Below are 18,589 nucleotides of genomic sequence, written 5' to 3'. Positions count from 1 at the left end.
AATCGTTGTTGGCGAGCTTAACCCATTTTTCTGGAGGGAATATGTTTGTTGCAGCAGGGCAATTTGCCGTGAGCCCCTCGTGGGAAAAAAATGCGGAAACGTGTGTCCAGTTGATGTCTCAGGCCGCAGGAGAGGGAGCATCTCTGTTGGTGTTGCCGGAAGCGCTGTTAGCCCGTGACGATCTCGACCCCGATTTATCGGTGAAGTCAGCTCAGCTACTGGAGGGCGGTTTTTTGACGCGGCTACAGCAAGAGAGCGCGCAAAACGAGATGACGACGATTCTGACGATTCATGTTCCCTCTGTGCCTGGCCGGGCGTTGAATATGCTGGTGGCACTTCGGGCAGGTCGAGTCGTGGCCCATTACGCGAAATTACATCTCTACGATGCCTTTTCGATTCAGGAGTCGCGGAATGTCGATGCAGGTGAGGCTGTAGCGCCGCTGCTGGACGTTGGCGGATTAAAAGTAGGGTTAATGACCTGCTATGACCTACGCTTCCCTGAGCTGGCATTGGCGCTCGCGTTACAGGGGGCTGAAATCCTGGTCTTACCGGCTGCCTGGGTGCGAGGATCGCTGAAAGAGTATCACTGGGCTACGCTTTTGGCGGCAAGAGCCCTGGATGCAACCTGTTATGTGATTGCTGCAGGGGAGTGCGGTAACAAGAATATTGGCCAAAGCCGGGTTATCGATCCGTTTGGTGTGACCATTGCCGCTGCGGCGGAAACGCCCGCGCTGATAATGACGGAGGTTTCTGCCGAGCGGGTGAGGCAGGTCAGGGCGCAACTTCCTGTGTTACGTAACCGCCGCTTTGCGCCACCGCAATTATTATGACGTTTTTTTAAACAAGGCTTGATTCACCTTGTTACAGATTGCTATTGTGTGCGCGCGTCGAAAGGCCGTTAATATTCTCAGGTTAATATGGCGCTTTATGCAGCCTGGTTTAAGTTAAGAAGGTATCTATGGGTGAGATTAGTATTACCAAACTGCTGGTGGTTGCCGCACTGGTCGTTCTGCTGTTTGGTACCAAGAAGTTACGTACACTGGGTGGAGACCTGGGAACGGCAATTAAAGGCTTCAAGAAGGCGATGAACGATGATAATGCCGATGCCAGGAAAGAGGCTGACGGTAGCGTTCAGACTGAGAAGCTTTCCCATAAAGAGTAATGTCAGGAGCACGATGCTCATACTGCATACTCTGCATGAAAAAAAACCGGCAATTGCCGGTTTTTTTATTGCTGAAATGTAAGTGAGTATTACACGATTACTTCACTTCCAGCCCTTTGGCCTGCATGTCAGCATGGTATGAAGAACGAACAAATGGGCCGCAGGCTGCATGGGTAAAGCCCATGGACATCGCTTCAGCCTTCATCTCATCAAACTCGTCCGGGCTTACATAGCGCTGAACCGGCAGGTGGTGACGGCTTGGCTGTAAATACTGCCCCAGCGTCAGCATTGTCACGCCGTGACTGCGCAGATCGCGCATAACCTCAATGATTTCAGCATTGGTTTCACCCAGACCCACCATCAGACCGGATTTGGTTGGGATCTCAGGGTGTGCTTCCTTGAAACGTTCCAGAAGCTTCAGTGACCAGTTGTAATCAGCCCCAGGGCGTACGTTGCGGTAAATACGCGGAACGTTCTCGAGGTTGTGGTTAAACACGTCCGGCGGCGTGGCTGTGAGGATATCCAGCGCGCGATCCATACGACCACGGAAGTCAGGCACCAGCGTTTCGATTTTAATCGACGGGCTCTTCTCACGAATAGCGGTGATACAATCCGCGAAATGCTGAGCGCCACCATCGCGTAGATCGTCGCGGTCAACGGAGGTAATGACGACATAGCGCAGCGCCATGTCAGCAATCGTCTGAGCCAGTTTTAACGGTTCGTTAGCATCAGGGGCAACCGGGCGACCATGGGCAACGTCACAGAATGGGCAACGGCGGGTACAGATTGCGCCGAGGATCATAAAGGTCGCGGTCCCGTGGTTGAAACATTCTGCCAGGTTAGGGCAGGACGCTTCTTCGCATACAGAGTGCAGGCCATTTTTGCGCATCGCTGCTTTGATACCCTGGATGCGAGTGGAGTCCGCTGGCAGTTTTATTTTCATCCATTCCGGCTTACGCAGCAGGGCTTCGCGCTCTGTTGCTACATTTTTTACCGGGATAAGAGCCATCTTATCGGCATCGCGGTATTTAACACCGCGTTCCATCACAATGGGTTTACTCATAGCTTGCGTGTTCCAGTTGCGAATTACGAAGGAAAGCGTTTCAATTCAAGGAAATGTTGCATTTATCAACTATTTTTGAATTAGTGATACGCAGTATATCATTGAAACGGGCCAGAAAGCAGCCTGACAGGCTGGCAAAATGTAAAATAGTTGTTGTTTTGTGCCATTTGCCACAACATTTGCTGCGGCAAACGATAACCTGTTTTTCAGTCTGCGATGTACTCGTGGGGGGGATTGCCCAACAGCGCTAAAATGTTAGCCAGCAGACGAGGACGCACGCTCTCGGTCGTGGCTGCGCTATCCCACTGCGATACTTTCGCCATCTCCATTCCGGCGTAACCACAAGGATTGATACGCAGGAAAGGCGACAAATCCATATCCACGTTGAGCGCTAAGCCGTGAAACGAACATCCTCTACGAATACGTAACCCCAAAGAGCAGATTTTCTTCTCCCCGACGTATACACCAGGCGCATCAGCGCGCGGATGAGCGTCAATACCTATCTCCGCAAGCGTATTCACCACGGTTTGTTCCAGCAGTGTTACCAGTTCACGCACGCCCAGTTTGCGGCGTTTGAGATTCAACAGAACATACATAACCTGCTGGCCGGGTCCGTGGTATGTCACCTGACCGCCCCGATCGCTTTGGATAACGGGAATATCACCGGGCATCAGTACGTGCTCTGCTTTACCGGCCTGACCCTGGGTAAAGACAGGATAATGCTCTACCAGCCAGATTTCATCATGACTATTTTCATCGCGGGTATCGGTGAATTCGTGCATGGCCAGAGAGACTGGCTCGTAGGGCTGAAGACCGAGCTGGCGGACAAGAATTTTATCCTGATACAAAACGGCATCTCCGTAGATACTCACATAGAGTAGAGAATGTTAAAGAGGGGGAAAGTATATCACAGGGGGGAGGGGTTACCCGAGCGGGGATGCAGCGGGTAACCGACAGGCTTTTACAGCACCATACGTACGATATCGATATTACCTAATTCTTCGTACAGTGTTTCAACCTGCTCAATGTGTGTCGCATTAATAGTGATAGAGACCGAGTGGTAATTGCCTTTGCTGCTCGGTTTTACCGTTGGGGAGTAATCACCTGGCGCATGGCGCTGTACCACTTCAACCACCTGATCAACCAGCTCAGGCAACGCCTGCCCCATTACTTTGTAAGTAAATGGAGTAGGGAATTCAAGCAGTTCGTTAAGTTTGGTTTTCATGTCAGCTCCGGCGTTACATCAATAAATAATAACTCCCACGGCGTGTGGGAGTTATCTGGATACCTAGTATATGGGGACGTAAATCACACTTTCAAGTGTTCGATTTTTAGCCAAACCAGTGATGGAACATTAATTTAATGTAATCAATGATTTTACCAAAGAAGTTGCCTTCCGGGATTTCCTGCAGAACCACCAGCGGACGCTGCTCAATGGTTTTGCCATCAAGCTGGAAGTTGATGGTGCCGACAACCTGGTTTTTCTGCAGCGGTGCATGCAGTTCTGTGGTGTTCAGCACATAGCTTGCTTTCAGATCTTTCATGCGGCCGCGTGGAATAGTCAGGTAAACATCTTTATCGACACCTAACGACGCACGATCGGTATTACCAAACCAGGCGGGCTCTGAGGCAAACTCTTTGCCGACTTTCAGCGGGTTTACGGTTTCAAAGAAACGGAAGCCCCAGGTCAGCAGCTTTTTACTTTCGGTTTCACGACCTTTATAGGTGCGACCGCCCATCACGGCGGAGATCAAACGCATCTGACCTTCCGTCGCGGAGGCCACAAGGTTATAACCCGCCTTGTCAGTGTGGCCGGTTTTGATACCGTCAACATTCAGGCTGTTATCCCACAGCAGACCGTTACGGTTGAGCTGGCGGATACCGTTAAAGGTGAACTCTTTTTCTTTATAGATAGAGTATTCGTTAGGCACGTCGCGGATCAGCGCCTGACCAATCATCGCCATGTCGCGGGCCGAGCTGTACTGACCCTCTGCATCGAGACCATGTACGGTCTGGAAGTGGGTGTTTTTCAGCCCCAGCGCATTAACATAGCTGTTCATCAGACCGACGAAAGCATCCTGACTACCGGCCGCGAAGTCCGCCATCGCCACGCAAGCATCGTTACCGGATTGCAGGTTGATGCCACGGATCAGCTGAGAAACAGGAACCTGCATGCCAGGTTTGAGGAACATCAGCGATGAACCTTTAAAGACAGGGTTGCCTGTTGCCCAAGCGTCATTGCCGACGGTGACCAGATCGGTTTCTTTAAATTTCCCGGCTTTCATCGCCTGGCCGATGACGTAGCTGGTCATCATTTTGGTCAGGCTGGCGGGGTCACGGCGAGAGTCCGCATTCTGTTCAGCGAGAACTTTACCTGAATTGTAATCAATCAGGATATACGACTCCGCATCGATCTGCGGAACACCCGGGATCATGGTTTTAATATTCAGGTCATCTGCATGGGCAGCAGAAAGAGAGGCTGCGCAGAGAGCCGCGGTGAGCGCCATGCGCTGCACGAAACGAGCGGAAAAAGTGGTCTTCATGGTCTGAACTACGACGTCCGTGGTGAAATTAAAAAAAGTGCCCTACTATAGCAAATGCATAACTGGCAGGCATCTGACTTTCCGCGTGACTTTGTTAATGTCATTTACAGAAATTGACAACTCAGATGCCTGGCTTACGTTATTACACGCCGGTGATGAAGGACTGTAATTGCGCCTCGGATTGGAGACGCTGCTGCAGTGTGGAGGCTTCAGCCTTGCTGGCGAATGGCCCCATCTGAATACGCCAAACGGCGCCGTTTTGCACAACCCGGCCCGGAACGCCAAACTGCTGACTTAAACGCTTTTGATACTGCTGTGCACGCGCCTGCTCGCTTACCGCGCCAACCTGAACGACGTAACGACCGTTGGCTGCGGCTGCTGGAGTGGCAACGGCGGCGGCTGGTGCTGCTGCGACAGTCGGTGTTGTGGCTGGCGCAGTCACAGGGGCGGCAGGTTGTGGCGCTGGCGTCGGTTCGCTACCTTCAAGCACACCGGAAGCGAGCGTGGTCGGTGCGCCGAGGAAACCACCGCTGTTTACTGGTGCTCCGGTAGGGTCATCGCTTTTCAGGGTGGAATTGCTGATCGGGCGGATATCACCTTGCGGCTGACCCGCATCCGGTGTAGCAGGCATGCTGCTGCCGCCGCTTAAATCAGGGCGAGAGGGCAGGGCATACGTTTGTTTAGCGACTGTGGTACAGGCCATACCTGGGCCGGACAGAGAACCATCCTGTGCGACAATGATAGGATCGATACGCACTTTCGTGTTGTTAGATGTGTTCAGACGATCGGCGGCGGCACGTGAAAGTGAAATTACGCGATCGTTGCCATAAGGACCGCGATCGTTAATGCGCACGACGATCATCCTGCCGTTTGCCAGGTTGGTAATTCTGGCATAGCTTGGAACAGGCAGCGTCGGGTGCGCAGCGGTCAGCTGCATCGGGTCGAACGCTTCACCTGAGGCGGTTAAATTACTTCCTGGCTCCGCATCGTAAATGGCGGCCAGTCCAGCCTGGCTAAAGCGAGAGGGATCCTGGACTATCTTGTAGCTCTTACCGTCACGCTGATAGTCCTGATTCGCCGTTGGGTTCAGGGGTTCAAAGCGCGGATCGGCTCCGCTGATTTCAACAATCGGACCATTACACACCGCAGGCTGCGGCGCGACGGCAGCCTGTTGCTGACCATCATCACTTGAACACGCCGCGAGCATTCCTGCTGCGATGCAGATTCCAATCCACTGCTTACGCATTGCGTACCCCTTACACGCTTTTTGACAACATTTTTCTATGGGTGTGGATCGACATGACAATCCCGAACCCGGCCATCAGCACGATCAGTGCAGAGCCTCCGTAACTGACCAGTGGGAGTGGAACCCCAACTACAGGCAGAATACCGCTCACCATACCAATATTTACGAAGACATAAACGAATAATATCAACATTAAACCACCGGCCATGACGCGACCAAAGGTCGTTTGTGCGTGGGCGGCGATCCACAATCCGCGCATAATCAGCAAAATGTACAGGGCAAGCAGGATTAAAATCCCTACCAGACCCAGCTCTTCCGCCAGTACTGCAAAGATAAAGTCAGTATGACGTTCGGGCAAAAACTCCAACTGCGACTGCGTACCATGCAACCAGCCTTTGCCGCGTAGCCCACCTGAACCAATAGCAATTTTAGACTGAATAATGTGATAGCCCGCGCCCAGCGGATCGGTTTCCGGGTCGAGAAGCATCATCACGCGTTGTCGCTGGTAATCATGCATCAGGAAGAACCACAGTATTGGAATAAATGCGGCCACCAGAACCACGGCAACGCCGATTAAACGCCAGCTCAACCCGGAGAGGAACAAGACAAACAGGCCGGAAAGCGCAACCAGGATTGAGGTTCCAAGGTCAGGCTGCGCGGCAACCAGCAGCGTTGGCATAAAAATGAGCACCAGCGCAATAGCCGTATTCTTCAGCGAAGGTGGGCAGACATCGCGGTTGATAAAGCGCGCCACCATCAGCGGGACGGCTATCTTGGCGATTTCCGAGGGCTGAAAACGCACGATTCCCAAATCCAGCCAACGTTGTGCGCCTTTGGAAATGGCGCCGAAGGCATCGACAGCAACCAACAGGATGATACAGAAGATATAGAGGTACGGCGCCCAACCTTCATAGACTCTGGGCGGAATTTGCGCCATCACCACCATGATGACCAGCCCCATAGCGATCTGGCCGACCTTACGTTCCATCATGCCAATATCCTGGCCGCTGGCGCTCCAGATGACCAGCGAGCTGTATACCAGCAGGGCCAGCAAGATAAGCAACATTGTGGGATCGATATGAATTTTGTCCCAGAATGTTTTTTTGTTCGGATTATCCGTCACGATTATTGGTCCTCACCTGCTGCAACCGCCGGGTTTTCAGCAGGCAGATTGGTGTTGTTGTCGCCCAACATAATGTGGTCAAGGATCTGGCGCATGAGTGTACCTACCGCCGGACCGGCCCCACCGTTTTCGAGGATCATCGCGACAGCGACCTCGGGTTTGTCATAGGGCGCGAATGCAGTCATCAGTTTGTGGTCGCGTAAACGTTCGGCGATCTTATGTGCGTTATAGGTTTCATTGGCTTTCAGGCCAAATACCTGCGCGGTACCGGATTTCGCCGCAATTTTGTAGGGTGCGCCAGCAAAATACTTGTGCGCAGTCCCATTAGGGCGATTCGCTACACCGTACATACCGTCTTTGGCGATTTCCCAGTAGCCAGAATGAATGTCACCGACAGGAGGCTCATGTGGCTGTACCCACGGCACTTGCTTGCCGTTTTCCGCTGTGCTCATCAGCAGATGCGGGACTTTCACCATGCCGTCGTTGATGAGGATCATCAGCGCCTTACTCATCTGGATAGGCGTTGCTGTCCAGTAGCCCTGACCGATACCGACGGGGATTGTATCACCCTGGTACCAGGGCTTTTTAAACCGTTTTTGCTTCCACTCACGGGTTGGCATGTTTCCTGCGCGCTCTTCAGCGAGATCGATGCCCGTATAATGACCGTAACCAAACTTGCTCATCCACTCAGAAAGACGGTCAATCCCCATATCATAGGCGATTTGATAGAAAAACGTATCAGCGGACTCTTCCAGAGAACGGGTGATGTTCAGATGACCGTGCCCCCATTTTTTCCAGTCACGGTAACGTTTCTCTGAGCCGGGTAATTGCCACCAGCCGGGATCGAATAGCCCGGTATTGCGGGTAATAACGCCTGCGCTTAACGCAGAGACCGCAACATAAGGTTTAACCGTGGATGCCGGAGGGTAAACGCCTTGCGTGGCGCGGTTAACCAGTGGGGTATTGGGGTCATTGAGTAACCCAGAATAATCTTTGCTGGAGATGCCGTCCACGAACAGGTTCGGATCGTAACTCGGCATAGAGACCAGTGCCAGGACACCGCCGGTACGCGGGTCTGTGACCACGACGGCGGCACGGCTTCCCGCCAGCAGCGTTTCAATGTATTGCTGGAGTTTTAAATCAAGCGTCAGATAGATATCGTGCCCGGCCTGCGGCGCCACTTCTTTCAACTGACGAATGACGCGGCCACGGTTATTGACTTCAACCTCTTCATAACCGGTTTGGCCATGAAGTACGTCTTCGTAATAGCGCTCGATACCCAGCTTGCCGATGTCATGCGTGGCTGCGTAGTTGGCCAACTTGCCGTCTTTATCCAGGCGTTCAACGTCTTTATCGTTGATCTTCGATACGTAGCCAATCACGTGGGTCAGTGCAGAGCCGTACGGATAATAGCGGCGTTTATAGCCTTTGACCTCGACGCCGGGGAAACGGTACTGATTCACGGCAAAGCGAGCGACCTGAACTTCAGTCAGGTTGGTTTTTACCGGGATCGAGGTGAATCGGTGCGAGCGGGCTCGCTCTTTTTTAAAGGCTGCGATATCGTCATCGGTCAGATCCACGACGTTGCGTAGCGCCTCGAGGGTATCCTGAATATTGTCGACCTTCTCCGGCATCATCTCTATCTGATAAATGGTGCGGTTAAGGGCGAGGGGAATTCCGTTGCGGTCATAAATGATGCCGCGGCTGGGGGCAATAGGCACCAGTTTGATGCGGTTCTCGTTCGAACGGGTCTGATAATCAGTAAAGCGAACGATTTGCAGATTATAAAGATTGGCGATTAGCACGCCAGTGAGCAGCAAAATCCCCAAAAAAGCGACCAGCGCCCGGCGCACAAACAGCGCGGACTCAGCCGTATAGTCGCGAAAAGAATTCTGTAGTTTCATCCGCTGCTTAATCTACTCAAGAATCAATGATCACTCACGGTGATAAGGATGGTTGGTGGTAATGCTCCACGCCCTGTACAGACTCTCTGCGACCAGCACCCGAACAAGAGGGTGGGGAAGGGTTAACGCAGAGAGTGACCAGCTTTGCTCCGCTGCCGCTTTACAGGCAGGGGACAGTCCTTCCGGCCCGCCAATCAACAGACTGACGTCACGACCATCCAGTTTCCAACGTTCCAGCTCGGTCGCCAGCTGTGGCGTGTCCCAGGGTTTTCCTGGGATATCAAGGGTGACGATGCGGTTTTTGCCTGCGGCGGCCAGCATCTGTTCACCCTCTTTGTCGAGAATGCGCTTAATGTCCGCGTTCTTGCCGCGTTTTCCTGCCGGGATTTCAATCAGCTCAAAGGGCATGTCTTTTGGAAACCGCCGCAGGTACTCCGTAAAACCGGTTTGCACCCAGTCAGGCATTTTCGTACCCACAGCGACAAGTTGCAGCTTCACGCATTAACTCCAGAGTTTTTCCAGTTCATACAGGCGACGACTCTCTTCCTGCATAACGTGGACAATCACATCGCCAAGATCGACGACGATCCAGTCAGCTACGTTTTCACCTTCTACGCCAAGCGGCAGCAGACCGGCAGTGCGAGATTCCTGAACAACGTGATCGGCGATAGACATGACATGGCGGCTGGACGTGCCAGTGCAGATAATCATGCAATCGGTGATACTGGATTTGCCCTGAACATCTAAGGCGATGATGTCTTGACCTTTCAGGTCATCAATTTTGTCGATTACAAAATCCTGGAGTGCTTTACCCTGCAAGTGTTCCCCCTGGGTGAAAAAGAGTTAAAAACGTCTGTTAGTATACCTGAACCAGAGGCGATATCGGGACAAATGTCTCCGAAAGCGCTTTTGAGGTGCGCTATCATCCCACCCCACGCAACAGAATGCATCGCCATTTTTGTAAAACAATTTCTGCAAAGCTCTGAAAGGCGGGAAAAGTCAGGTTGCGGAGAATAGCAGCCTGTCATAGGGTGTCAATGGGAGAGAGGCCCTTCGGCAGAAAAAACAGTGCATTCACTCCCCCTCGTGCCATACGGCGCGACTATTGAGAACTTTCAGAACTGCAAAATCGTCACAAAAATCAATGGCACTCCAGCATCCCTGTTCGATGCGAAAGTGCCACATGGCGGCCGCGGGCATGGACAGCAGCCGGGCCACCAGCACGCTCAGCACGCCCTGATGACTTACCACCAACAGATTTTGACTGTCTTTGTAATCAGCAAGCTGAGCAATGAAACGTTCAACACGCTGTGAAAATGCCTGGAATCCTTCACCGTTGGTTGGGGTCGCATTCTGCCAGTCGTTACACCATATGGCATAATTTTCAGCGTCTTCACGCGCAAGATCGCGATGATGGCGCATTTCCCAGTCGCCAAAGAACATCTCATTAAGTTCAGGCATGATACGCACAGGAATCTCGCGATCGCCTAAGATCAACTGCGTTGTATGGCGGGCACGCTCCAGCTCGCTGCACAGAACGTTGTCGAAAGGGACATTGTGTAGCAGTCCACTCAGTGATTGCGCCTGAGCAATCCCCCGTTCCGTTAGCGGTGTTGGGGCATGACCGCTGTATAACCCAGCGACATTGGCTTCGGTTTCTCCGTGACGTACTAACCAGAGTCTCATTTTTTCCTCTTGGGCCTATTCGCACAAAATATGATGCTTGCCCTGATTGCGCAGAGATTTTTTCAATAAAATACCCTTTTTTGACTGGAGCGGCACGATGTCTTTATTGAAGAGCGCGCACGGCGGTAATACCCGAGAAGCCGCCGCATTGTTGGGCATCCCGCCTGAGCAATTGCTGGATTTTAGCGCGAATATTAACCCGCTGGGTATGCCCGCAACCTTAAAATGCGCGCTTATCGACAATCTGGACAGGGCTGAATGCTACCCGGACGTTGACTACACCCAGTTGCATGCGGCGCTGGCGCAGCATCATCAGGTACCTGTTTCGTGGATTGTCGCGGGGAATGGCGAAACAGAATCTATCTTCACTCTGGTTAATGGGCTCAAGCCGCGTCATGCGATGATTGTTGCCCCCGGGTTTGCTGAATACCGCCGGGCGCTGGAATGGGGCGAATGTGCAATCCATGAGTTTGCGCTGCGCGAGGAGGATGGTTGGCAGCTCACCGCCACGATCCTTGAAGCGTTAACGCCGCAGCTGGACTGCCTTTTTCTCTGTACGCCCAACAACCCTACAGGGCTATTGCCCGATGGTCATCTGCTTGCTGCGATAGCAACGCGCTGCGCCGAATTGGGGATTACCTTGATTCTGGATGAAGCCTTTATCGATTTTATTGCCGGGGAGGAGGGTTTTATTCCGCGGCTACAAGAGAATCCGCACATTTGGGTTCTTCGCTCGCTGACCAAGTTCTATGCGATACCGGGATTGCGACTGGGTTATCTGGTCAATAGTGACGAACAGGCCGTGGCACGGATGCGCAGCCGACAAATGCCGTGGTCAATTAACGCATTTGCCGCGCTGGCGGGAGAGATGATTCTTAGCGATAGCGCCTACCAGCAGGCGACGTGGAAATGGCTGGCGCAGGAAGGACAGCGATTTGATCAACAATTGCAAACACTGCCCGGCCTGACAGTCTATCCCGGTCGGGCTAACTATCGGCTGTTACGCTGCGATCGACCGGATATCGATTTGCAAAAATCACTGCTGGAACAACATGTTTTGATCCGCAGTTGTGCCAATTACCCTGGCCTGGACGCGCGTTATTACCGGGTTGCTGTTCGCAGTCAGGAAGAAAACGACCGCCTGCTGGCGGCATTAAACAACACGCTTAGCGGTACAAACCCTGCTGGTTGATATAGTCGAGCACGGCGCGTGGCAGTAAGTCGTCGCACGGCTCGCCTTTTTCCAGGCGTTCGCGGATAAGCGTGGCGGAGATATTGAACCACGGCGTTTCGGCCAGGTAAATTTTCCCACAAGGCAAGTTGTGCAGGTCATCCGGCGAATGCGTCAGATGATTTTCCAGCCATTGCTGGTGCTGTTCCTGTGCCATCTCAAGCGGATAACCCGGTCGTCGACACACGATAAGATGGGTGTTGTCCAGAATTGTGTGGTAGTCGTGCCAGGAAGGGAAGGTCAGCAGCGAATCCTGACCAATGATAAATGCTAACGGCACGTTCGGGCCTTGCTCCTCGCGCCACTCTTTTAGCGTTTGCGCGGTGTACGAGGCGGTATCGCGTTTTAGCTCGCGTTCATCCAGTGAAAACAAAGGCTTGTCGGCAATGGCCAGTTCAAGCATATGTTTACGCTGGGCGCTGGAGGCTTCCGGTTGCGCACGATGTGGTGGCACGTTATTGGGCATGACAATGACCCGAGACAGGCCAATCAGATTAGCCAGAATTTCAACGGGTTTCAGATGACCATAATGCACCGGATCAAAGGTGCCACCGAACAGAGCCTGCAATGATTTCATATCAACCATCAATAAAAACATCTGCCAGTGATTTATGGCAAAGCAACAGGGAAAGTCCCTCAAGCTCCGCCCACACTGACTGACCATAGTCTTGTTTAAGCGTAATTTCCGTACGTGTTAACAGCGTGACCGCCTGACGTAACTGTGTGGGGGTCAGTCGGTTTAACGCTTCTCCCATCATGCCACGGCGATTTTGCCATACCCGATGTTTGTCAAACAATGCCCGTAATGGGGTATGAGCCGACTGCCGTTTCAGGTTCGCCAGCAGCAATAATTCCCGCTGCAGAGTACGTAACAAAATAACAGGTTCACTGCCTTCAAGACGGAGCTGTTGCAGAATATGCAGCGCGCGCTTGCTTTTGCCCATCAGTAGCGCATCCACCCAGTGGAAGGGGGTAAAGTGCGCGGCATCGTTAACGGCTTGCTCCACACGAGGCAATGTTAATTTACCGTCAGGCCAAAGTAGCGACAACCGCTCCAGCGCCTGCGCTAACGCTAACAGATTGCCTTCGTAGCAATAGCATAAGAGCTGGTTGGCGGCGTCATCCAGCTGCAGATTATGGTGCTTCGCCCTTGCGGCTACCCAACGCGGAAGCTGTGCCTGTTCAGGTGTCTGGCAACTGACCAGCACCGCGTTATTCGCCAGCCCGGTATACCATGCCGCGTTTTCCTGGGCTTTGGTCAGCTTGTTACCACGGACAATAAGCAGCAGATCGTCATGTAGCAGCGTGACGAGCGAGGCAAGTTGTTCGTTAATGGCGGCATTGGGGCCATTTTCTGGCAGCTGCAGGAGTAACGTTTGACGGCTGGCAAACAGGCTCATCGCCTGGCAAAGGGAAAAGATTGCGCCCCAGTCGGTGCTGGTATCGAGGGTGAACGTATGGTGTTCTTCGAACCCTTGCGCGGCGGCAGCCATACGGACGATGTCCTGGCTCTCCTGCAACAACAGGGGGTCATTGCCCAGTAGTAAATACGCCGCGCGCAGCCCTTCATTGAGCTGTGCGCGGAGTTGTTCAGGGTACAACTTGAGCATCAGTTACCCAGCGTGGTGGAAACACGCGCCGGAGAGGAGGACGCTGGCGCTGCAGTTTTCACTGCAGGCTCGACGTCATCACTGGATGACTGAACATCAGCGATATGTACGCTTGGCAGTTTACGAATCAACTGCTCGGCCGCCTTGTCGTACATCTCTTTAACGATCATCTCCTGCTCGTTATCCTTCGCCAGTGCCGCTTGTGGGTTGTCGAAGAATGAACGATAGACTTTAGCGCTGATCGGGTAAATATCATGGCCCGGGATCAGGACTGAAGCACTAACGGACATCACCATCTGGTATTCAGCGGTTTGACCGTTCTGGAACACGGACGCGGTATCCTGCGAAATGCTGACTGCACCAAGGCGTAAGGACGGAACGTCTTTGCGCGTTGAGCTGTCTTCCAGCAGTGTAACGTCATTCAAACGCAACTGATTACGTACCGCCCGGCTTAACGGGCCGTTCGGATCACCCGTGACCAGAATCATGGTTTTCATCGTGGGGGGAACCTGCGTAGTACTACGCAGATGCCAGCCACACCCGGCGGTGACCAGCACCACCAGGGATAACAACAATGTTGTCAGATGTCGCACGCTTCCTCCCGCGCTTAGCCAACGACCAGATTGAGGAGTTTACCCGGTACATAAATCACTTTACGTACGGTAACGCCATCAAGATATTTTGCCACCAGAGGCTCCTGGCCAGCACGTTCACGAACCTGCTCTTCAGTGGCGTTTACCGGGACGGTAATTTTACCACGGACTTTGCCGTTGACCTGAACCACGACCAGCGTAGAGTCTTCGACCATGGCGCTTTCGTCAGCAACTGGCCACGGTGCATTGTCGATATCGCCTTCGCCTTTCAGCGCTTGCCACAAGGTGAAGCAAACGTGTGGGGTGAACGGGTTAAGCATACGCACAACGGCCAGCAGCGCTTCCTGCATCAGGGCTCTGTCCTGTTCGTCTTCCTGCGGTGCTTTTGCCAGCTTGTTCATCAGTTCCATAATCGCCGCAATCGCGGTGTTAAAGGTCTGACGGCGACCGATATCATCAGTCACTTTCGCGATGGTTTTGTGTACGTCACGACGCAGCGCTTTTTGATCTTCCGTCAGTGCAGCAACGTTCAGCGCCGGTGCATCACCCTGTGAGGTGTGTTCGTAAACCAGTTTCCAGACACGCTTCAGGAAGCGGTTTGCCCCTTCTACGCCGGATTCTTGCCATTCCAGCGTCATATCAGCCGGAGAGGCGAACATCATGAACAGACGCACGGTATCCGCACCGTAGCGTTCAACCATAACCTGCGGGTCGATACCGTTGTTTTTCGACTTAGACATTTTGCTCATGCCGGTATACACCAGTTCATGGCCTTCTGCGTCCTTCGCCTTAACGATACGGCCTTTTTCGTCACGCTCAACGATGGCATCAACCGGGGAAACCCAATTACGCTCGCCGTTTGCGCCAACGTAGTAGAAGGCATCTGCCAGCACCATACCCTGGCACAGCAGCTGTTTAGCCGGTTCGTCGGAGTTCACCATGCCTGCGTCGCGCATCAGTTTGTGGAAGAAGCGGAAGTAGAGCAGGTGCATGATGGCGTGTTCAATACCACCAATGTAGATATCCACCGGCAGCCAGTAGTTGGCGGCTTTGGAATCCAGCATGCCTTCGTTGTACTGCGGGCAGGTATAGCGCGCGTAGTACCAGGAAGATTCCATAAAGGTATCGAAGGTGTCGGTTTCACGCAGGGCAGGCATACCGTTAACGGTGGTTTTCGCCCACTCCGGATCGGCTTTGATCGGGCTGGTGATACCGTCCATGACGACATCTTCTGGCAGAATTACCGGCAATTGATCTTCTGGTGTCGGCAGTACGGTACCGTCTTCCAGCGTGACCATCGGGATTGGTGCACCCCAGTAACGCTGACGGGAAACACCCCAGTCGCGCAGACGGTAGTTAACTTTACGCTCACCGACACCAAGAGCTACCAGCTTGTCAGCAATGGCGTTGAAAGCGTCTTCGAAGGCCAGGCCGTCAAACTCACCGGAGTTAAACAGCACGCCTTTTTCGGTCAGCGCCTGTTCAGACAGATCCGGCTCTGTGCTTTCAGAAGTCAGAATTACAGGCTTGATGGTCAGGCCGTATTTGGTGGCAAATTCGTAGTCGCGCTGATCGTGACCCGGAACAGCCATCACCGCACCGGTGCCGTATTCCATCAGCACGAAGTTTGCCGCCCAAACCGGGATCTCTTCGCCGGTCAGCGGATGAACGGCTTTAAAACCAGTGTCGACGCCTTTTTTCTCCATGGTCGCCATTTCGGCTTCAGCAACCTTGGTGTTGCGGCATTCGTCAATGAAGGCAGCCAGTTCCGGGTTATTTGCCGCCGCTTTCTGCGCCAGTGGATGACCTGCCGCAACAGCCAGGTAGGTCGCACCCATAAAGGTATCCGGGCGGGTAGTGTAGACGGTCAGCGTGTTGTCATAACCGTTAACGTCGAAGGTGATTTCCACGCCTTCAGAACGGCCAATCCAGTTGCGCTGCATGGTTTTAACGGTGTCAGGCCAGTGATCCAGGTTATCCAGATCGCGCAACAGTTCGTCAGCGTAAGCGGTAATTTTGATGAACCACTGTGGGATCTCTTTACGCTCAACTTTGGTATCGCAGCGCCAGCAGCAGCCGTCAATAACCTGTTCGTTTGCCAGTACGGTCTGGTCGTTAGGGCACCAGTTCACCGCAGAGGTTTTCTTGTATACCAGACCTTTTTTGTACAGTTCGGTGAAGAACTTCTGTTCCCAGCGGTAATATTCCGGGGTGCAGGTCGCCAGCTCACGGCTCCAGTCGTAACCGAAGCCCAGCATTTTGAGCTGGTTTTTCATGTACGCGATGTTGTCGTATGTCCACGGTGCTGGCGCGGTATTATTTTTTACCGCCGCACCTTCCGCAGGCAGGCCGAACGCATCCCAGCCAATTGGCTGCAGGACGTTTTTGCCCAGCATGCGCTGGTAGCGGGCGATCACATCACCGATGGTGTAGTTACGTACGTGGCCCATGTGTAGTCGACCAGAAGGATAGGGAAGCATAGACAGGCAGTAATACTTCTCTTTGCTCTCGTCTTCGGTAACTTCAAATGTGCGCTTCTCATCCCAGTGAAGCTGTACTTTGGATTCTATCTCTTCCGGGCGGTATTGCTCTTGCATGGCAGCCAGTGGTCCTGTTTTCAATACAGCTACAAACGTAGCTTTAGATGTGGTGTTTCAGATCCGCATAGCATAGCCCAAACGTCCGCGTCAAAACAGCCTTTCGCGCATTCAGCATTGAATTCCCGTAAGGATAAATATTGCACGAATTTACATACTCTGTGGACAGTCTTGCAAAGCGTAGCGTAAATAACGTCTATTATTATAGACAGTTAACGACCCAGGAGGCGAAGCGATGAACAAGGTTGCTCAATATTACCGTGAACTGGTGACGTCACTTAGTGAACGTCTGCGCAATGGTGAACGCGATATCGATGCGCTGGTGGAGCAGGCACGTCAGCGAGTTATGCAGACCGGGGAGTTAACGCGAACCGAGGTGGAAGAACTCACAAGGGCCGTCAGACGCGACCTCGAAGAGTTTGCGCTCAGTTATGAAGAGAGCCTTGATGAGGAGACTGACAGCGTCTTTATGCGGGTCATCAAGGAGAGTATCTGGCAGGAACTGGCGGATATTACCGATAAAACGCAGCTCGAATGGCGCGAAGTGTTCCAGGATCTCAGCCATCACGGGGTTTATCACAGCGGTGAAGTGGTTGGGCTGGGCAATCTGGTTTGCGAGAAATGTCACTTCCACTTAGCTGTTTACACACCGGATGTGCTGCCGCTGTGCCCGAAATGCGGTCACGATCAGTTCCAAAGACGGCCATTTGAGCCGTAATCGCTTATTGCCGGATGGCGACGCGAAGCGTCTTATCCGGCCTACAAATTGCACGATTTTGTAGGCCGGATCAGCGTTAGCGCCGTCCGGCGTGTATCAGGCGTAAAACTTCAGACGTTCTGCCAGCAGATCGACAAACCCCTGGCGATTAACGTCCACCATCACGGTGGCGTTTGGCTTATTGCCGCTCAGGAAGTAGTAATCCACCACGGTCATGCCCTGCGTGTATTTACCCTGGGTTTCCACACCAACCCAACGATCAACGGTGGTAAACAGTTCCGGTTTCAGCAGCCAGGCAATGGTACAGGGGTCGTGCAGCGGCGCGCCGATGAATCCCCATTTTTCGTCTTTGTGATATTCAAAGAAGAAGTCGAGTAGTTCAGCTACGATCGTTGAAACAGGATTGCCGATAGCGCGGAACCGCTCGGTATCTTCGCGGTGTATTTGCGCTTTATGCGTCACGTCCAGTCCCGCCATCACCACCGGAATGCCCGACTGGAAGACGATTTCAGCGGCTTCAGGATCAACGAAAATGTTGAACTCGGCGGCGGGCGTCCAGTTTCCGAGCCCCATTGCTCCACCCATTATCACGATACGGGCGATGTTGGCGTGCAGTTCAGGATGGCTATTCAGTAGCAATGCCACGTTGGTTTGCGGCCCGGTGGAGACAATGGTTACTGGTTCCGGGCTGTCTCGCAGGGTTTTCGCCATCAGTTCCACAGCGGTACAGGCCTGCGGTGCAAAGGCTGGTTCCGGGAGCGACGGGCCATCTAACCCACTCTCGCCGTGGACGTTATCGGCAATAATCAGATCGCGCATCAGCGGTTTCACAGCGCCACCGGCGACGGGAATATCACTACGATTGAGCAGCGTTAGCATGCGTAATACGTTACGCAGCGTTTTGTCGGGCGTCTGGTTACCGGCTGACGAGGTTATCGCTTTCACATCCAGTTCAGGTGAGGCGAGGGCGAGAACAATTGCGATAGCGTCGTCATGGCCAGGATCGCAATCAAACAGGATAGGAAGTGCCATTGTTGCTCCTTGTAAGTGGGACTCTGTGACAAGGTTAACGCTGGGCTGTATCGGTTTCGAGAAATGAAGAGGTAAATCGTG

General features: G+C 53.0%; 19 protein-coding genes. 4 read left to right on the top strand and 15 right to left on the bottom strand.

Annotation, left to right across the window (positions count from 1 at the left end):
* Nucleotides 1–41: 41 nt before the first annotated feature.
* Together IB196_RS16020 and tatE are read left to right on the top strand one after the other, a co-directional pair.
* Entirely contained in the window at nucleotides 42–830 is a 789-nt protein-coding gene (locus IB196_RS16020; protein WP_040232559.1) for a deaminated glutathione amidase, read from the top strand.
* Nucleotides 831–958: 128 nt separating this feature from the next.
* Nucleotides 959–1,162 (top strand): twin-arginine translocase subunit TatE, encoded by a 204-nt coding sequence (gene tatE / locus IB196_RS16015; RefSeq protein WP_005120835.1) that lies wholly within the window; start codon nucleotides 959–961, stop codon nucleotides 1,160–1,162.
* Between the two features lie 97 nt (nucleotides 1,163–1,259).
* Here the strand turns inward: tatE and lipA are convergent, their stop codons facing one another.
* From lipA to IB196_RS15965, 10 genes are all read right to left on the bottom strand, one after another.
* Entirely contained in the window at nucleotides 1,260–2,225 is a 966-nt protein-coding gene (gene lipA / locus IB196_RS16010) for a lipoyl synthase (RefSeq protein ID WP_040232557.1), read from the bottom strand.
* Nucleotides 2,226–2,431: 206 nt separating this feature from the next.
* Nucleotides 2,432–3,073 carry a lipoyl(octanoyl) transferase LipB gene (lipB, locus tag IB196_RS16005; protein WP_061067510.1) on the bottom strand — a complete coding sequence of 214 codons (642 nt, stop codon included), beginning with the start codon at nucleotides 3,071–3,073 and terminating at the stop codon, nucleotides 2,432–2,434.
* Nucleotides 3,074–3,186: 113 nt separating this feature from the next.
* Nucleotides 3,187–3,450 carry a DUF493 family protein YbeD gene (gene ybeD / locus IB196_RS16000; RefSeq protein ID WP_000850547.1) on the bottom strand — a complete coding sequence of 88 codons (264 nt, stop codon included), beginning with the start codon at nucleotides 3,448–3,450 and terminating at the stop codon, nucleotides 3,187–3,189.
* Between the two features lie 106 nt (nucleotides 3,451–3,556).
* A complete protein-coding gene (dacA, locus tag IB196_RS15995; protein ID WP_005121435.1) occupies nucleotides 3,557–4,768 on the bottom strand; it encodes a D-alanyl-D-alanine carboxypeptidase DacA in 1,212 nt (403 codons plus the stop codon).
* Between the two features lie 142 nt (nucleotides 4,769–4,910).
* The gene (gene rlpA / locus IB196_RS15990; protein WP_188231784.1) at nucleotides 4,911–6,014 is read right to left on the bottom strand and encodes an endolytic peptidoglycan transglycosylase RlpA; all 1,104 of its coding nucleotides are present in this window, start codon (nucleotides 6,012–6,014) and stop codon (nucleotides 4,911–4,913) included.
* A 10-nt stretch (nucleotides 6,015–6,024) separates the two neighbouring features.
* Nucleotides 6,025–7,137: a peptidoglycan glycosyltransferase MrdB gene (mrdB, locus tag IB196_RS15985; RefSeq protein ID WP_003022718.1), complete on the bottom strand. Its 1,113-nt coding sequence runs from the start codon at nucleotides 7,135–7,137 to the stop codon at nucleotides 6,025–6,027.
* A gap of 2 nt (nucleotides 7,138–7,139) precedes the next feature.
* Nucleotides 7,140–9,041, bottom strand: coding sequence for a peptidoglycan DD-transpeptidase MrdA (mrdA, locus tag IB196_RS15980; RefSeq protein WP_005121432.1), 1,902 nt, complete (start codon nucleotides 9,039–9,041; stop codon nucleotides 7,140–7,142).
* A 30-nt stretch (nucleotides 9,042–9,071) separates the two neighbouring features.
* The gene (gene rlmH / locus IB196_RS15975) at nucleotides 9,072–9,539 is read right to left on the bottom strand and encodes a 23S rRNA (pseudouridine(1915)-N(3))-methyltransferase RlmH (RefSeq protein WP_003022725.1); all 468 of its coding nucleotides are present in this window, start codon (nucleotides 9,537–9,539) and stop codon (nucleotides 9,072–9,074) included.
* A 3-nt stretch (nucleotides 9,540–9,542) separates the two neighbouring features.
* Nucleotides 9,543–9,860, bottom strand: a complete 318-nt coding sequence (gene rsfS, locus IB196_RS15970) for a ribosome silencing factor (protein WP_003022728.1) — start codon at nucleotides 9,858–9,860, stop codon at nucleotides 9,543–9,545.
* A gap of 255 nt (nucleotides 9,861–10,115) precedes the next feature.
* A complete protein-coding gene (locus IB196_RS15965) occupies nucleotides 10,116–10,727 on the bottom strand; it encodes an adenosylcobalamin/alpha-ribazole phosphatase (RefSeq protein ID WP_182290792.1) in 612 nt (203 codons plus the stop codon).
* Nucleotides 10,728–10,824: 97 nt separating this feature from the next.
* Between IB196_RS15965 and cobD the strand changes: the two genes are divergently transcribed.
* Complete coding sequence (cobD, locus tag IB196_RS15960) at nucleotides 10,825–11,919, top strand: threonine-phosphate decarboxylase CobD (RefSeq protein WP_188231785.1); 1,095 nt, start codon at nucleotides 10,825–10,827, stop codon at nucleotides 11,917–11,919.
* On the opposite strand, the gene nadD is transcribed toward cobD, so the two are convergent.
* The 4 genes from nadD to leuS are packed head-to-tail and all read right to left on the bottom strand — an operon-like array spanning nucleotide 11,894 to nucleotide 16,758.
* Nucleotides 11,894–12,535 carry a nicotinate-nucleotide adenylyltransferase gene (gene nadD / locus IB196_RS15955; RefSeq protein ID WP_005121427.1) on the bottom strand — a complete coding sequence of 214 codons (642 nt, stop codon included), beginning with the start codon at nucleotides 12,533–12,535 and terminating at the stop codon, nucleotides 11,894–11,896. The two genes, cobD and nadD, sit on opposite strands and share 26 nt — an antisense overlap.
* A gap of 1 nt (nucleotide 12,536) precedes the next feature.
* The gene (gene holA, locus IB196_RS15950) at nucleotides 12,537–13,568 is read right to left on the bottom strand and encodes a DNA polymerase III subunit delta (protein ID WP_188231786.1); all 1,032 of its coding nucleotides are present in this window, start codon (nucleotides 13,566–13,568) and stop codon (nucleotides 12,537–12,539) included.
* Nucleotides 13,568–14,161, bottom strand: coding sequence for an LPS assembly lipoprotein LptE (lptE, locus tag IB196_RS15945; protein ID WP_040232549.1), 594 nt, complete (start codon nucleotides 14,159–14,161; stop codon nucleotides 13,568–13,570). The genes holA and lptE overlap by 1 nt, the downstream gene beginning before the upstream one ends.
* A 14-nt stretch (nucleotides 14,162–14,175) precedes the next feature.
* A complete protein-coding gene (leuS, locus tag IB196_RS15940; RefSeq protein ID WP_188231787.1) occupies nucleotides 14,176–16,758 on the bottom strand; it encodes a leucine--tRNA ligase in 2,583 nt (860 codons plus the stop codon).
* Nucleotides 16,759–16,993: 235 nt separating this feature from the next.
* On the opposite strand from leuS, the gene IB196_RS15935 reads away from it, so the two are divergent.
* Complete coding sequence (locus IB196_RS15935) at nucleotides 16,994–17,476, top strand: zinc ribbon-containing protein (RefSeq protein WP_005121423.1); 483 nt, start codon at nucleotides 16,994–16,996, stop codon at nucleotides 17,474–17,476.
* A 96-nt stretch (nucleotides 17,477–17,572) separates the two neighbouring features.
* On the opposite strand, the gene rihA is transcribed toward IB196_RS15935, so the two are convergent.
* A complete protein-coding gene (gene rihA / locus IB196_RS15930) occupies nucleotides 17,573–18,508 on the bottom strand; it encodes a pyrimidine-specific ribonucleoside hydrolase RihA (RefSeq protein ID WP_005121422.1) in 936 nt (311 codons plus the stop codon).
* Nucleotides 18,509–18,589: the final 81 nt, after the last annotated feature.

Source organism: Citrobacter sp. C6_1 (assembly GCF_014596835.2).
In the GTDB taxonomy this organism is placed as follows: Bacteria; Pseudomonadota; Gammaproteobacteria; order Enterobacterales; family Enterobacteriaceae; genus Citrobacter; species Citrobacter pasteurii.
The sequence above is the reverse complement of the archived record's forward strand: the minus strand, read 5'-3'. Positions and strand labels throughout refer to the sequence as shown.

Coding starts and splice junctions, on each gene's coding strand:
- IB196_RS16020 (WP_040232559.1), top strand. CDS start 42: ATGTTTGTTGCAGCAGGGCAATTTGCCGTGAGCCCCTCGTGGGAAAAA.
- tatE (WP_005120835.1), top strand. CDS start 959: ATGGGTGAGATTAGTATTACCAAACTGCTGGTGGTTGCCGCACTGGTC.
- lipA (WP_040232557.1), bottom strand. CDS start 2,225: ATGAGTAAACCCATTGTGATGGAACGCGGTGTTAAATACCGCGATGCC.
- ybeD (WP_000850547.1), bottom strand. CDS start 3,450: ATGAAAACCAAACTTAACGAACTGCTTGAATTCCCTACTCCATTTACT.
- dacA (WP_005121435.1), bottom strand. CDS start 4,768: ATGAAGACCACTTTTTCCGCTCGTTTCGTGCAGCGCATGGCGCTCACC.
- rlpA (WP_188231784.1), bottom strand. CDS start 6,014: ATGCGTAAGCAGTGGATTGGAATCTGCATCGCAGCAGGAATGCTCGCG.
- mrdA (WP_005121432.1), bottom strand. CDS start 9,041: ATGAAACTACAGAATTCTTTTCGCGACTATACGGCTGAGTCCGCGCTG.
- IB196_RS15965 (WP_182290792.1), bottom strand. CDS start 10,727: ATGAGACTCTGGTTAGTACGTCACGGAGAAACCGAAGCCAATGTCGCT.
- cobD (WP_188231785.1), top strand. CDS start 10,825: ATGTCTTTATTGAAGAGCGCGCACGGCGGTAATACCCGAGAAGCCGCC.
- nadD (WP_005121427.1), bottom strand. CDS start 12,535: ATGAAATCATTGCAGGCTCTGTTCGGTGGCACCTTTGATCCGGTGCAT.
- holA (WP_188231786.1), bottom strand. CDS start 13,568: ATGCTCAAGTTGTACCCTGAACAACTCCGCGCACAGCTCAATGAAGGG.
- leuS (WP_188231787.1), bottom strand. CDS start 16,758: ATGCAAGAGCAATACCGCCCGGAAGAGATAGAATCCAAAGTACAGCTT.
- IB196_RS15935 (WP_005121423.1), top strand. CDS start 16,994: ATGAACAAGGTTGCTCAATATTACCGTGAACTGGTGACGTCACTTAGT.
- rihA (WP_005121422.1), bottom strand. CDS start 18,508: ATGGCACTTCCTATCCTGTTTGATTGCGATCCTGGCCATGACGACGCT.